Here is a 15,625-nt window from a genome sequence, read left to right on the forward strand (position 1 = left end):
AGGAATGCATGAAGCTCAACCTCGTCAGCATACGCTACCGAATGACAGCCAAGTCAGAGAAATTGTGATTGTTGGTGGTGGAACAGCAGGCTGGATGAGTGCTGCAGCATTGGCAAAAAGTTTCCACAAGAAAGGCCGGCGTATTCGTCTGGTAGAGTCTGACGAGATTGGAACCGTTGGTGTTGGAGAGGCTACCATACCTGCGATACGGACATTTAATGATGTCTTAGGCATCGATGAAAATGAGTTTGTAAAAGCAACCCAAGGTACATTTAAGCTAGGGATTGAATTTGTTAATTGGGGTAATATCGGTGAGCGCTACATCCATCCATTTGGTGTGTATGGCTCCCCCATGGCGGATAATATTCCTTTCCATCATTATTGGCTTAAGCTCAGAGATGCCGGTTATGATTCTGAATTAGGCAATTTTTCATTAGCCATTGCCGCAGCAAAACGCGGACGTTTTTCTCGCCCTCAGAACATTCCTAATTCCCCACTGGCACAGATGGCATACGCCTTTCAGTTCGATGCGGGGTTATACGCAAAGTTCTTGCGTAAGTTTGCTGAAAAGCGTGACGTACAGCGAATCGAGGGTAAGGTCTCTGCCGTTAAATTGCGTAATCATGACGGCTTTATTGAGTCGATCACTTTAGCATCTGGTGAGGTACTCAATGCCGATTTATTCATTGATTGCACTGGGTTTCGGGGCCTGTTAATCGAACAGGCTTTACGCACCGGCTATGAGGACTGGACGCATTGGCTACCTTGTGATCGAGCCATTGCTGTGCCTTGCGAATCAGACGGCCCACCAATCCCGTATACGCGGTCGACCGCACAGGCGGCGGGGTGGCAATGGCGGATCCCTTTGCAACATCGCATCGGCAATGGTCATGTGTTTTGTAGTCGTTTTATGAGTGAGGATGAAGCGACCGCCATTCTGCTGAACAATCTTGATGGTAAACCGCTGGCTGAACCTAAAACCCTGAAATTCACTACTGGCAGAAGAAACAAGTTTTGGTCTAAAAACTGCGTTGCGATTGGCTTATCCAGTGGTTTTATGGAGCCATTAGAGAGCACCAGTATACACCTGATCCAAACCGGTATTACCAAGTTGCTGAGCTTATTCCCAGACAAGCGCTTTAGCTCCGTTTTAAGCGAACGTTACAACCAACTAACAGATTGGGAATATGAGCGTGTTCGCGACTTTTTGGTGTTGCACTATAAAGTTAATCAGCGCACCGACTCACACTTTTGGGAACATTGCAGGGATATGCCAATCCCAGATGATTTGGCCAACAAGCTGGCGCTTTATAAAACGGGTGGGCACATCTTCAGAGATAATGAAGAGCTGTTTGGTATACCCAGTTGGCTCGCTGTTATGGAGGGGCAGAACTTTCGTGCCGAAGGGCTTCACCCATTTGCAGATGCGCGTGAAGCGGAGCGCTTGCATCAGCACCTAAGCAAAATGCAGCAAGTGATCGCACACTGTGCTGAAAGCCTGCCGACTCACGCTGACTTTATTGCACAACATTGTGCTAGTACTGATTAGGGGGCGTTCTTTTTAAAGTCGAGGTAAACATTATGCAATCAATCGTCAATGCCAAATATAGAGCAGTCTTTCTCTCGTTAACTATGAGTCCTTACGGAATCACCGTAAAAATGCTGGTTGTTTTTCTGTTAATTACGACACTTTCAAGCTTCAGCAGCCAGGCTCAAGATAGGTCGAAAGAAATCGATATCGTGTTTGCCAAGCTTATTCGTGAGATGCCAGCGAACGTAAATTTGATAGCGGTTCCTTACGTTGATGAACTCAATCATTATGGTGCCTTAGCGAATGGAAAACTGAATGCCAATAGTGACGCGGTAGGTGGCCGCGCTTATGAAATTTCAATTTCCCAAGCTGGCCAGTACCCATACGATGCTGGTGCATACCTGCCTGTAGGAGGGGAGATTAAACACGGTGATGTTATTTTTATTTTGTTTTTTGCGCGCTCTTTGAACGCAGAAGAGGGAGAATTATCGCAGGTCGGCTTGCAACTCAATCGTGCACCTTATACCGCGAGTTTTTCTAAGCGCTTTACTGTCTCATCAAACTGGGCTTCTTACACTCTAGCTGGCAGAGCCCACGCTGATTTCGCGAGTCATGAGGCGCAAATTAGTTTTCAGCTTGCTGCTCAGCAACAGGACATTGCACTCGGACCGGTGTATGTGCTTAATGCAGGAAAGGAAATAAGCATTGAGCAGTTACCGTTCTTAAATTAGAGCCGTTACTTGTGTAGTAATTGTTGCGATACTATTGAAGAGCAGCATTAAGCATGAGAGCCGCCATTAATCATGGTTGTAAAAAGCGACTCAAAAACGACAGTGTCGTTACTGTGCAGTCAAAATATCCTTTTCAAAACTCCAGGTGTTAGTGCTGCGGTCATAGCTGCTAAATGAGCCTCCATCATCCCAAAAGGTTGCTGCTATGCCATGCTTCTTGATGAGATCAACCGATGTGCGTAAGTAGTCGGCACGTTCGCTGGGCTCACAAACATTGGCGGGATTTTGAAAGTCATACTTCGCCGAGCCGAATTCATTCATCATAATCGGTATGTTATTACTGTCTGACCACTCCCTCGCGCGTTGATATAGTGATTCCATATTCATTTTGTCTTGGGCGCTGCCCCAAGACTGGACGCATAGTCCTGCAAAACCCCAAGGGTCGTAATTATGAAAATTTGCGATAATAAATCCATCATTCGGGTAGGGTACGTTGATATTGAACAGGTCGTCTAATGATGACCATTCATTGCCTGCATACACAATAATTCGATTACGTGTTTGGTTACGAATAATATCGATGGCTCGAAGATTCAATTCATTAAGTTGGGCAACGCTCAATCCACGAGGCTCATTGATGATTTCAAATAGTAACTTTGCAGACTTGTCTTTGAATCGTTCAGACAACGTTAACCAAATTGAATCAAACCGGTTTCGCTGACTAATGTCTTGATAGTTTTCTTTAATCCATTGATCGTGGTGAACGTTGATTATGGCATATAAATTTCGGTCCAAGACCCAATCAACGATTTGCTCTACACGGTCAAGAAAGTCATCATCAACAGCATAGGGAGCTTGGGCATCAACATAATTTCCCCAGGTAATGGGGATCCTCACATGTTTAAACCCTGCATCTTGAAAGGCTTGAATATAGTACTCTTCGGCAGCGAGTGCCCATTCACCCTCAGTCGGTGCGTCAAGTGTGTTTCCCAGATTTATGCCAATCCCCATTGCTGTGATTACATGTTCAGGCGCTTGCGCATCAGGCAAAACATTTTGACTCACATTCGGTAATGGTAAAGGCTGCTCAGGAGTCGCCGGAGAAGGATCTACAGTGGGTGTTGTGACTGGTGATGAGCCAGAACTACTGCCACATCCGGATGCAACAATTAGCAGCAGACAAATATATGACCATTTGATAAGCGATAGTGTAAACGCGATTTTCATCATTTTTTACTCCTTACCTTTCTACGCGCAAAAATATGGCAGCTTGACTTAGTATCACATTGATTATTGCGCATAATGAGATTTAATGAAAGCGCTTTCATTAAGGTGCGAAATGAGCTATAAATTGATCTCGTTAAAAATTTTAAATTAGGCGACTTAAATGTTTGCCCTACCAAGTTAAGTGACTCGTATGATTAAAGCGTTGCAACTTCCCGAAAATTCTCCGCTGATGGATCGTTCATTTACGTTCGGTGTTGCGACATCCTCTTTTCAAATTGAAGGCAGTGCAGATGAGCGACTCAGCTCAATTTGGGATACTTTCTGTGCCACGCCGGGAAAGATTGCTGATAACAGTCACGGCCGAGTTGCTTGTGAACATGTCCAACGATTTCGCGAAGATGTTCAGATGTTGGTTGATTTGGAAGTGGATGCCTACCGTTTTTCAATTTCATGGCCGCGCGTGATGACTGAAAATGGCCGGCTGAACGAATCGGGTATTGCCTTCTATGAGCAATTGATCGCAGAGTTAAATACTGCCAACATTAAAGCGTTTGTAACCCTGTACCACTGGGACCTACCCCAGTATCTCGAAGATCATGGTGGCTGGCTTAATCGCAAAACTGCTTTTGAGTTTGAAAACTATGTGAACAAAGTTGTGGCAAGGCTAGGCGATTCTGTAGAGTCCTATGCAACTTTTAATGAACCTTTTTGTTCAGCTTTTCTTGGTTATGAAGTAGGGGTACATGCTCCGGGAAAAACCGGTGCAGATAAAGGTAGAACAGCAGCGCACCATATTTTGCTAGCTCATGGCCTAGGTATGCAGGCGATTCGACGCAATACAACAAAAGCGCAAGCAGGGATTGTATTGAACTTTACGCCTTGCTACCCACGCACGTCAGCACCTGAAGATGTGCTGGCGACCCGCGACGCTGATGAGTACATCAATCAGTGGTACATTAAGCCTTTGTTCGATGGTTGCTACCCAGATGTGTTCAATAAGTTACCTGATGCACACAAGCCTCCGGTTGAGGAAGGGGACTTATTAATCATGCAGCAACCACTAGACTTTTTAGGCGTAAACTTTTACACCCGACTTACTTATTCAGCTGCGTCTGAGCCTGAAAAGCTATACATAGAACATCCGCACCAAGCCCCTCGTACCGATATTGGCTGGGAAATCTATCCACAAGCGCTTACCGATCTGTTACTTAAGCTGCATGAACTCTATCCTTTACCACCGATTTATATCACTGAAAATGGTGCTGCCATGAATGACACAATGGTCAATGGGGAAGTGGATGACCAAGACCGTATCGACTACTTCCAGCAACATCTCGAGGCGCTACACAATGCGGTTGAAAGTGGTGTGGTTGTCAATGGCTACTTTGCTTGGAGTTTGATGGATAACTTTGAATGGGCGGAAGGGTATTTAAAACGCTTTGGATTAATTTATGTTGATTACGCCACACAAAAACGTACCTTCAAAGCAAGTGCGTATGCATACAAAAAGCTGATTATGCAACGCAACAGCGAGGCTAAGAGTTAACCAACGGGATCTCCAAAAATGCAGACTACGTCGTTAAAGTTTCAAGAGAAAGTCGCTTATGCTCTCGGTGATTCGGCCGCGAACTTGGTATGGCGCGGTGCACTTGCTTATCTGGCGGTGTTTTATACCGACACGTTTGGAATTTCAGCAGGTGCTGCAGCTTTGCTATTTTTGGTGGTGCGTTTATCGGACGGGATCAGTGACATCATTATGGGCATGATTGCGGACCGCACCAACACTCGGTGGGGCAAATTTCGCCCGTGGATTTTCGTGTCAACACCATTTTTAGGTTTATTTATGGTGTTGTGCTTCACCACACCGGACTGGTCAGAACAAGACAAGTTGATTTATGCCTATGTCACTTATATCGGCTTAACTCTTGCGTATACATTCAACAATGTCCCCTATTCGGCATTGATGGGGGTCATGACGAGCTCAGATGTTGAACGCACATCATTGTCAGGGTTCCGCTTTGCTGGAGCATTTTTAGGCGGCTTATTTGTGATGGGTTTTTTACCCGATATGGTCGCTCATTTCGGCAAAGGTAATGATGCTATTGGCTATCAGTACAGCATGTACGTTTTTGCTGCGTTGCTTATGTTTTTAATGTTGATAACGGTAGCGGGTACTAAAGAGCGCGTTAAGCCAGTAAATACAACTGAGTTGCCATTAGGCCGTGAAATAATCGATTTGTCGAAACAACTGCCCTTTATCCTATTACCGCTACTGGCTATCACGCTGTTTTTTTACTATCGCAGTGCGTCGACATTCTTATTTTTGCTGGTCGTTGGAGCGCTCACAGTTTTTGCCATTCGATGGTTACTGCGGCGCCCCATTCAGCAGCGATCGCGCGCCCAGCAAGATATGATTGATCTACTATCGAACAAGCCGTGGCTGATATTACTCGCTATGGGTTTTCTAACCATGATGTTTAATGGGATTAAATATGGCGTGATTGCCTATTACTTTAAATATTACGTTGGTAATGAATTACTCGTAGGGAAATACTTTGTCGCGTTACTGGTAATTTCGGTTGTTGGGGCGTTGAGCACAGAATGGTTTGTTAGGCGTTGGGGACGGAAGCAGGTGTTTATTTTTGCTCTCCTAGCGAGTGCATTGCTGACGTCCGCGATGTTCTGGGTTGGCTCCCAACAATTGGTTTTATTGTTTGTGTTAGGTTGTGGAGCTGAGTTTTTTGCTGCGATGATGCCCACATTATTTTTTGCCATGTTAGGCGATTCAGCCGACTATTCCGAGTGGAGGACGGGTCGCAGGGCAACCGGGCTGGTATATTCTGCTGGTACCTTCGTGCAGAAAACGGGGGGTGGATTTGCAGGAGCGTTGGTGTTAGTTGTGTTAGCCTCGTATGGGTACAACGGCATGGATGAGAGTACGACGCAACAAGCGGTACCGGGCATGTTATTGTTGATGAGTTTTATTCCGTCATTTTTTGCATTAGTTGGTGCAGCCGTAATGATGGCATATCCAATAAATAATCAAATGCAGGCAAGGATGACTGCTGAGTTGCAAGCGCACCGAACGATCACTTAAAAGTAACCCTCGCGCTTCTTTTTCTCCATCGAACCGGTTTGGTCTTTGTCCAAAAGTCGGCCTTCGCGCTCACTGGTTTTACTGGCAATCATTTCCGCCACAATGCCTTCTAAAGTATCAGCTCGACTCAATGTGGCGCCTGTCTGCGGGTAGCATCCCAAGGTGCGGAAACGGATCCAACGTTCCTTGAGTGATGCTTTTTCAGTTGCACTTAGGTAAGGCAGCATGCGCTCATCATCTAATGCCAGGATTTGTTGGCTGTCATCATCAATCCAACTCATCCGCGGTTTAGCAAAATACAGCGGCACAATATCGATGCGCTCTTGCAGGATATACAACCAAATGTCTAATTCTGTCCAATTGGATAGCGGGAAAACTCTGACTGATTCGCCTTTGTTGATTTGTGAGTTATAAATTGACCATAGCTCAGGACGTTGTTGTTTCGGATCCCATTGATGATTGGCATTACGGACTGAGAATACCCGCTCCTTGGCCCTTGATTTTTCTTCATCTCGCCGTGCTCCACCAAGTGCTGCATCAAACTGATACTTATCCAATGCTTGCTTTAATGCAATGGTCTTCATGAAATCATTATATTTGACCGAACCAGAGGCAATGGGATGAATACCCATGTCGAGCGCTTCTTGGTTGATGTGTACACGGATATCCAAATCATGCTTTTCGGCGAGTTGGTCGCGAAACCGTCCCATTTCGTTGAATTCCCAGGTAGTGTCCACATGTAGCAGGGTAAATGGCACTCGGGCTGGCCAGAATGCCTTGCGCGCCAAATGCAACATAACGGTTGAGTCTTTGCCGATGGAGTAAAACATACACGGGTTATCAAAGCTGGCAGCGACTTCACGTAGGATATGAATAGCTTCAGCTTCAAGCATCTGTAAGTTGTTGAGTTGAGGCATAATGGCGCACTTCTATGATTTATAGTGCGCCATCATAGAGATTTTAATTATCAGTTTAAAATCGTGATTTTTTTAATGATCATCAAGATTCCTCGATGAACAATAGTTTCCAAGAAACTATCGGTAGTCGGCCTTATTCCACTTTGCTGATTTTTGGCTCAAGAATACGCACTTCGCGTTGCGGGAATGGGATCTCGATACCATGTTCACGCAAGGTTTCAAACACGATCAATAATAAGTCACCGCCGACGCGATTCTTACCATCATCAATACCATACATCCAAAACTCGACAAACATGTTGACCCCTGAGTCACCAAAGCTGTCGATTTCGCAATCAGGGCGCTCCTCAAAGGGAATATCTTCACCAGCAATAACTTGCGGATGTTGAGCAACGGCTTCTTTCACGATCTCTACCATGGCACGGATATCCGTATGGTAAGCAACTGAAAAATCGATACGATAACGTTGCTTTGGATCTTTATGGGTCCAGTTGATAAGCAGCGAGTTAATGAACTTCTCATTGGGCACGAGAATGTCTTTACCATCATAGGTTTCTAACACGGCATAGCGCATCTTAAATTCGCGTACGAATCCTTTGCTACCATCGTCAAGCTCCACAAAATCGCCCACGGTGAGTGAACGATCGAGCAAAATGATGATCCCGGAAATAAAGTTTGAAGCGATGGATTGTAAACCGAGACCAAGACCGACACCCACTGCACCACCAAAAACGGCCAGAGCGGTCAAGTTGATGCCCATAATATTCAATAATAAGATGAAAATAACGCAGAATAGGGCAACTTCGAAAATCTTAGCGAATACTTCCTTGGTGCTGACATCAAGCGATTTATGATTGCGAATAATGTCTTTACCCACCACATTTGACGCCCGCCCAAGCCAAAACAGCAATGAGCCAAAAATGATAACTCTTACGACGCCATAGGCTGAAATTTCAATATTGCCCAGAGTAAATCCGATAGAAGAGAGGGCAGTAACAATTTCTGGTAATAGACCAATCATGTGTAAAAACACAATGGGTAAGCCCAACCAGCGCAGTAGGCTTGCTATCATTCCTTCTTTCACAAAGGCGCGAATAAATGAATTTAAAACTAATAAAGTCGCGATTGTCAGTGCGGTTTTTAACAGCCAATCAGAAAACTGGAATTGCTGGCTCAAAACGGTAGATAGTTTCAATAAAGCGATGGCAATAAACGGGAATACTAACCCGCCTAAGCGGTAACCGATCCAACGTAATGTGTGGGTACCAGACTCAGGTTCAGTATTAAGCAGGGGTGTCGATTTAGTTACGCGACGGGCCACAATGAAGGCAAAGAGATAGATCCCGAGAATAGCGCCGATTTGAATGAAAAAGTGTTGGCTGGTAAGTGCAGCGTGCATTGATTGCTGAATCTCAGCGAGTAAGGTAGCAATATGATCCATGTAAAGTTCTTTTGTGGCTAGACAACAAATACGAATGTAATAATGCCAATCTAAGCGCTATTGATGCAAAAAACCAGTAAAGTTAATTACTCGCACAGTTCATAGCCGTATCTCTTGAGACCGGGAAAACGCAAATTACCTCATAGATAGAGGAGTGAGTAGTGACAAAACAGGGTTTTATCGATGACATACAGGCTTTGTTAGCCCTGCTTTTGAAATGCCGCAGATTAATCCTTGAAAACTGACTTGCCGAAATGAAAATTAAAGGCGAGGCCCAGCCTCGCCTTTGACACTATTTAAGGTTGCTTGATTAACCCGCATAACGAATTAACGTTGGGCGACTAAGAAAGCGTGAACGTCGGTCGCATTCTTTTCCAGTGAAAACTCAATCAGTGTTTTACCGTTGCAAGTCACACCGTTATCAGCTGCTACCGCACGAATAACCGCTCGACGACTAGCGGCAACTTCACCAACATTGCGATTAGCAAATTGCTGGATACTCGTTACGCTGTCTTCAAGCACAGCTTTACAAAAACCGGCAAAACGCATATCGCCCGTAAATTTAACGTTTTGTGCAGGTGTTGTTTCAAGACTTGTTGCCAACGCAACATTAGACGTCAATACACAAGCCAAAACAGCTATTAGTGATTTTATTGAAATGAATTTCATAAATATTTCCTCAAGTTAACCTGACACAACATGTGCCAGGCCCATTCTTTATGCCTGAGGAAAAAATGGATTGTTGTTGTTTGTTTGTAGTGGTTGGGTAAAAACAGCGTTACAAACTATGTTGCCATAAGGTTAAATTCGTAACTCTATGAATTAAATCAAAAATTTAATTTTTATTATAACTTCGTGGTATTTGTTAGTTGTTTTTAATGTTTATTTGTTATCAAAGCTGATTGGTTTTTAATGCCTGGTTTTAAGTTTAGGCTGCTGATTTAACAGGATTTTACAAATCATGCTAGGATATTTGTCCTAATTGATGACACTTATCGGCTGAAAAAGTGCAAAGGTATCACCTCCGAGCCGACTGTTACCGGTTAAGTTATAGGACTCAATAGTACTGACCCCTAGATCATTGTATTGTAGCGATAAAAATATTGGCACCCATGCGAGTCGACCTCGAGTGGTCAATTCTGGATCAACTTGGGGAGTACCTGTGGCTACCTCAATCAATGCCGTAGAGTGGAGCATCTCAAGAGTCGTATCCGCTGCCAGTGTGATCGTTTTCAATGCACTTTTTTCCAGAAGTTGGTTCGCTTGCAAAAATGCAGTTATTGCCATCAATGGTGCCAAAGCAAAGTTTTGGTAATGGGCGGCGCGTGTGGCCCGATTGAGCTCTGATGTGATCAACCCACGCTCATCTATGTTCTTGAGCGCTTGCGTATAGATCTGTCTAGACCAAGCGAATAACTTTTGATCCTGCACGGTAATACTGGTGACCATCACTGACCAAGCAGCCCAATAGCTATGATTGTTCATTCGTGCAATAGGTTTGTCACTGTAATCGCTTACAACTTGCCATGCGATAGCACTGAACCAACGCTCAATCAGTTGGCGCTGTGACGCAAATGCTTGATCATTTCGATGTAGATAGGAGAGTTTAAGATAATTACTTGCTAATGCGGCTAATGTCCACTTTCGCACCGCCATGCCAGTCATATCAGCAATGTTAAGTAAGCTATTGTGTTGTGCCCAATGATGCAGTTGCCGAATTAAGCATGCATAGTCTGTTGCTCCGCCTTGCTGTGCGTATAGGCGGTTGGCCAATCGAGTAATTAACAATGAAAAGTCTCTAATTGGCTTTGATTGTTGTAAATATGCCTGTGTGGTTTCCGAGTTTACTTGGTCGCGCGCGCTATCACTACCTGCATAGCGGCTTGGAAAGGTAAGTCGAGCCGTAAATGGCGCAGACAACTCACAACGTTCATCAACCACATCTGTTTGTAAAGTAATAGGCAGTGAGAATCCCACCGGTGCGGCTAACGGCTGAAATGTCTTTGATGTGCTGTCGGGCGCAGGTTTACAACCAGTGATAACGCTTAGCAGCACAAGTCCGCACAGACCTAGATTGGCTAAATTAAGCCCGCGAGCACAGTTTATTCGTAGGGCAATGGATTGGAGCATAGCTTCACATCGACGGTTGCGCGCGCTTGCTCGCCGCCTGACGAATAGAATCGAGTGTTTTCAATATCAATCCCAACAACCGGTTGTGATGGATAATTGTGATTTTCCCCTAACAATGTCTGAAATTGCCCGTCATTTGGTGTTCGGTACTGATGTCGCAACTTATATAGTCGGTTTCCGCCATTGGCAAACCAAACACGCAACTGGACTTCCTCAATGTGTGGTGAGTCGGTGGTGACTTGTAGCATTAGCTCGCGCGCAGGTTTAACCGAGCCCTTCGGGTCAAACGCGGCATTCGGCAAGCGTTGATTTGCTCGAACGGTCAACTTGTTCGCCTGCATTGCCACGTCGTCCGGACCGCAGGTGTCAAAAAATAGCGGTAAAATAGTGTGGAAAAAGCGCGGCTCAAAGTCCCTCCATCCGGGCACTTCCCATATGATCAGGCGTGGCGGTTGGCTGTGAAAATCACCGGACTTCAGATAATTAATCCATGAGCCAATGAGACCACCGCCGCTAAGGGCATAATTGGTGACGGGAACATTGGCATACTCCTGCAGGTAGCCTACAAAGTTAAATTTGCTGAGCGCAGAAAAACTGGTACCTAATAACGTTATCTCATCGGCAACGGTATCGAATAAGCTAAACGTGTCTTGTTCAGCTTCAGTTATGATCTCATTAGTCGTATAAGTCGCAGAGTAGCTAGGCGCAAACGTAAACCCGCAAATTTGTTCAATCGCTTTCTCTACATTAGCGACGTCCAGCATTACACCGTTGTATACCGTTTCATATTTGGCTGGCATATCAATATCAGCTAACCCTAGAGTAACAAGCTGTTGCGCCACTAATTGCGCGGTTCTTTGCGCCCCAGTGATAGACCAATGGATATCTTTTTCATAAAACAAAGGAGCCGGTTCGTCATCAGTGAATAGGGCGGTTAAATCGGGCACGACAATGCCCTGCGCCCTAAACTCGTTTAACGCCTTGGTGTATTGAGTGCGCGCCAATGTCGCATCGAAGCCTGCTAGTTGGGCATTGAGTAGCTGTGGATAGGTGACGCCTCGCGCGGGCAAATAAACCAGCATAAGCTGAGTATCAAAAGTAGCTAAAACCTCGGTTAAGCGGCGAAGTTCCTGTATACCTTGAGCTGAGATGATATTGCTATAATCGGGAAAATCCATACTGGTATTGGCGAGCCAGTTACCTTGTCCTGGCAGGATACGCCAATGCTTGCGTAAGAATTCAGTCGTGTAATTAGCTTCATCGTAAACCGCATCACAGAGCGTTGGGTAGGTTTCAACTTGATAGGTCGAGGCGCGGGCTACCGACACTAAACCTAACAGTATAAATACGAGAATTCCTCTTGCTGCTGTCATTACTATTGTTCCGCCTGAACAACGGTAAGGCTAGCAGCCCCATTTAACTGCGTTATAAATAGACTGGTCACATTGTCGCGGGCCAGCATCAGTGGTTCTGACTGCACTAATAATTGTTCGCCGGCCATTATCGCAGTAGGAATTTTGATTGCCCTGACATCGCGTGTGGCCATGGTTAGCGTAGGGACTTTGTCAATAATCGTGTGTTTTCCATCAATGGTTTTTACCGCTAGCTCGCTTTCTTCCGTTAGGTTATAAACCGCGATACGAGCCTGACGTTTATTGTCAAAAGGCGACTCGAGCAAGACTAAGGGCGATCCTGCGCTGGGAGTGAAAATGACTGTCCATTGACTATTAATGGGACCCGTCAGGGTAAGTGGTTGGCCATTGAGCTTTAGCATCGCCTCATCGGCTGCAGCAAATCCATAGGGTGTGGCTTGCAGAGACTCTACTGTTGCCAAGACTTTATCTTGATGAACGATCTCGATGGGTTGTTCCGATGCATTAAATACACGAAAAAAAACCGCATCTGGCGGTGGTGCTGCTCCGTACAAGGCTTCATCTTCAGCCAGCACGGCGCCTGCTACCAAGAGCAGATTCAGTAGTACTATTGAGTATACATTACGCAATTTTCGCATCTTTCTTAATTCTCTCTCACGCTTATGTTCGCTGGTGCTTGGACAAAATATCTTATTGGAATTTCCCAAAATACGGTAGTTATTGCTTGGGCTTGTAATTCGTCTGCTTCAATTAATGCATACATCGGCTTAAATGGACCCTGTCCTTCCTGCGCATAATTCAAAACTTCGAGGGCCATTGCTTGTTGGAGGAAGCCATGAAAATTCCAAGTCGCATTCGCACTGTAACTGGTTCCAACTAATGCCGCAAACACCGGCTCTGGTGTTGCGAATAGGTCTGCAAAATCATCCGCCACTAAACTCGTTGTAACCACAGCGACTTGATCCACCGTGATCTGTTGACGTAACCAGTCATTATTCGCAGGAATGAAGGTCATCAGGTCACCGGGATATGCTATTGGCTCTGCTATAGTGCTGCTAAAGTTTAACGTGCCTTGCAACTGCGGTAGTTCTGTTGCCACGTGTTGCGCAACTAATTCGGCGCCTGCGGGCGTCCAATGTGTATCTGTACGCAAGAATAAGGGGGGAGCTTGCTGGGCTTTCGCTTTTAGTAATTGCGGTAACGGGTCGATGATGGTTACTTTAGCTGTTCTCAGTGTCCGAACCACCCGCTGGTGTAGCGTGTTACTGTTGTGCGCACTCGGCTGTGGACTAAATTCTGGATAGACCGCTATTTTTTCCGGTACGACAATAATCACTACGTCAATATTGGCAGTCTGTAGATGGCGTACAGTCTCAACAACAAACTGGGTGTGAGTTTGAATGTTTTGTGCTGCATCATGGGGCCATTGAAACTCTTCGTCACTGTATAACCAGCCTTGATCACCAATAACCACACCGGCTTTACCTTCATTGAATACAGTAAAAAGAAAGCGAGCCCAATAATCAGTGACAGCTTGCTTATATGGAATGGCCTCTAAAAGTTGGTCTTCGAGGTTTTTACTTGTGGTTCCATTCAGGATTTCGTCAATCGATACCGGTAAGACAACCGGCGCACGAAATAATGTAATAAATCCGGTTACAGCAAGTACCGTCATGCATATGCCAGCGATCAGGGATTTGGTGTTCATGTTACAACCCTCAAAACTGGAAATATAAAAACGGTGAGTAGCTGGATGCTAATAAGCTACTCAACGCAAGTAAGAAAATAGGAAGTCGCAATCCTTGCGCTAGCTTCAATACCATCGCATGGCTCAGAGCCCGTTCGATTGCAGCAATGTGCTGACGCAAACCCTGAATTAAAACGACTACCACTCCGATTACGAGCATCACTAATGCCCAGCGAGCCACTTCAATTGAGAACTCAGGGCTGAGCGCTTGAGTGTCGAAACTAAACATCGCGATGATTATGTGGACTGCGTCAGTGACATTGTCTGCACGGAAGAACACCCAGCCCAACATGACCAGAAGTAAGGTTATCAGCCAACGCAGTAAAGAAAAGCCGGTATAATTTGATAGTCCGGTGAGTCGCTCAAAGGCGAGGATGAGGCCATGCCATGCCCCCCATACAATGAATGTCCAATTGGCACCATGCCAAAGGCCGCCAAGCAACATAGTGAGAAACAGATTACGGTAGGTTTTCCAGGTGCCATGTCGGTTTCCGCCGAGCGCTATGTATAAGTAATCTCTCAACCAAGTGGACAAGCTAATATGCCAGCGTCGCCAAAATTCGGTGATACTTTGACTGATATAGGGTTGATTGAAATTTTGAATGAAGTGAAAACCCATCATCAATCCCAGTCCAATAGCCATATCACTATAACCTGAGAAATCAAAATACAGCTGGATACTGTAGGCAGTTACACCTAGCCAGTGATCCAGCATGGTCACTGCATGCCCATTAAATGCGGCGTCAGCGATAGGGGCAACGGTATCTGCAATCAAGACTTTCTTGGCAAATCCCTGCATAAACAACAGGCAACCAGAACAAAACAGTGGCCAACTGTGCACTCGTTCGACAAATTGACTGGCTAAGTCTTTATAACGTAATACCGGGCCCGCAATTAATTGCGGAAATAGGGCGATGAATGCGGCAAAATCAATAAATCGTCGGGAAGGCGGGGTGTCTTGTCGGTACACATCGACCAAATAGCTAATCGCCTGAAAAATGTAAAAGGAAATCCCAATGGGCAGGATAACGTGCGCCAGAGAAAGTGGCTCGCTGCCGATAGAGATCAACAGTTGATCCAAATTTTCCACGCCAAAGTTGGCATACTTAAAGTAACCTAATGTTGCGAGATCACCAGCAACTCCAATAACGAGCAGTCGTTTGGCTTTCGTGGGATGCACTGCAAGAGCAGCGGCAATGCCCTTGCCGATGAAATAATTCCACAGGGTTACAGCGACAAAAAGTGCTAGAAAATCAACGCGCCACCACGCGTAAAATGCATAGCTGCCAAGCAATATGGTTAAGGAACGAAAGCGCGCAGGAGTTAGGTAATAACACAGCAAAAACAGCGGCAAAAAGAAAAACAAAAAGATGCTGGATGAGAACACCATATGCGTTAGCGTTTCCTTTTATGGGTTAACCGCACCTGATA

Annotated in this window: 13 protein-coding genes; 4 read left to right on the plus strand and 9 right to left on the minus strand. The window is 45.3% G+C overall.

Annotation, left to right across the window (positions count from 1 at the left end; genetic code table 11):
- The first annotated feature begins 4 nt into the window (after positions 1-4).
- Positions 5-1,549: a tryptophan halogenase family protein gene (locus AC121Z_RS04030; protein ID WP_498126877.1), complete on the plus strand. Its 1,545-nt coding sequence runs from the start codon at positions 5-7 to the stop codon at positions 1,547-1,549.
- A gap of 32 nt (positions 1,550-1,581) precedes the next feature.
- Complete coding sequence (locus AC121Z_RS04035; RefSeq protein WP_498126879.1) at positions 1,582-2,262, plus strand: hypothetical protein; 681 nt, start codon at positions 1,582-1,584, stop codon at positions 2,260-2,262.
- A gap of 108 nt (positions 2,263-2,370) precedes the next feature.
- Here the strand turns inward: AC121Z_RS04035 and AC121Z_RS04040 are convergent, their stop codons facing one another.
- Positions 2,371-3,492, minus strand: a complete 1,122-nt coding sequence (locus AC121Z_RS04040) for a glycoside hydrolase family 5 protein (protein ID WP_498126881.1) — start codon at positions 3,490-3,492, stop codon at positions 2,371-2,373.
- Between the two features lie 190 nt (positions 3,493-3,682).
- Between AC121Z_RS04040 and AC121Z_RS04045 the strand changes: the two genes are divergently transcribed.
- Both AC121Z_RS04045 and AC121Z_RS04050 read left to right on the plus strand, forming a co-directional pair.
- A complete protein-coding gene (locus tag AC121Z_RS04045; RefSeq protein ID WP_498128144.1) occupies positions 3,683-5,035 on the plus strand; it encodes a GH1 family beta-glucosidase in 1,353 nt (450 codons plus the stop codon).
- Between the two features lie 18 nt (positions 5,036-5,053).
- Positions 5,054-6,586, plus strand: coding sequence for an MFS transporter (locus AC121Z_RS04050; protein ID WP_498126883.1), 1,533 nt, complete (start codon positions 5,054-5,056; stop codon positions 6,584-6,586).
- On the opposite strand, the gene cysD is transcribed toward AC121Z_RS04050, so the two are convergent.
- The 8 genes from cysD to AC121Z_RS04090 form a co-directional block, all read right to left on the minus strand.
- Positions 6,583-7,503, minus strand: a complete 921-nt coding sequence (gene cysD / locus AC121Z_RS04055; RefSeq protein ID WP_498126885.1) for a sulfate adenylyltransferase subunit CysD — start codon at positions 7,501-7,503, stop codon at positions 6,583-6,585. The genes AC121Z_RS04050 and cysD overlap by 4 nt on opposite strands.
- Positions 7,504-7,636: 133 nt before the next feature.
- Complete coding sequence (locus tag AC121Z_RS04060) at positions 7,637-8,944, minus strand: mechanosensitive ion channel family protein (RefSeq protein ID WP_498126887.1); 1,308 nt, start codon at positions 8,942-8,944, stop codon at positions 7,637-7,639.
- Between the two features lie 327 nt (positions 8,945-9,271).
- Positions 9,272-9,613, minus strand: a complete 342-nt coding sequence (locus tag AC121Z_RS04065; RefSeq protein ID WP_498126889.1) for a DUF3718 domain-containing protein — start codon at positions 9,611-9,613, stop codon at positions 9,272-9,274.
- Positions 9,614-9,922: 309 nt separating this feature from the next.
- Positions 9,923-11,074 carry an alginate lyase family protein gene (locus AC121Z_RS04070; RefSeq protein ID WP_498126890.1) on the minus strand — a complete coding sequence of 384 codons (1,152 nt, stop codon included), beginning with the start codon at positions 11,072-11,074 and terminating at the stop codon, positions 9,923-9,925.
- Positions 11,047-12,447, minus strand: coding sequence for an alginate O-acetyltransferase AlgX-related protein (locus tag AC121Z_RS04075; RefSeq protein WP_498126892.1), 1,401 nt, complete (start codon positions 12,445-12,447; stop codon positions 11,047-11,049). Before AC121Z_RS04075 ends, AC121Z_RS04070 begins: the two co-directional genes overlap by 28 nt.
- A 2-nt stretch (positions 12,448-12,449) precedes the next feature.
- The gene (locus AC121Z_RS04080) at positions 12,450-13,085 is read right to left on the minus strand and encodes an alginate O-acetyltransferase AlgF (RefSeq protein WP_498126893.1); all 636 of its coding nucleotides are present in this window, start codon (positions 13,083-13,085) and stop codon (positions 12,450-12,452) included.
- 5 nt (positions 13,086-13,090) lie between these two features.
- Positions 13,091-14,155: an alginate O-acetyltransferase AlgX-related protein gene (locus AC121Z_RS04085; RefSeq protein ID WP_498126895.1), complete on the minus strand. Its 1,065-nt coding sequence runs from the start codon at positions 14,153-14,155 to the stop codon at positions 13,091-13,093.
- Between the two features lie 10 nt (positions 14,156-14,165).
- Positions 14,166-15,584: an MBOAT family O-acyltransferase gene (locus tag AC121Z_RS04090; RefSeq protein WP_498126897.1), complete on the minus strand. Its 1,419-nt coding sequence runs from the start codon at positions 15,582-15,584 to the stop codon at positions 14,166-14,168.
- Positions 15,585-15,625: the final 41 nt, after the last annotated feature.

The sequence above is a fragment of the Alteromonas sp. DYW1 genome (assembly GCF_059752595.1).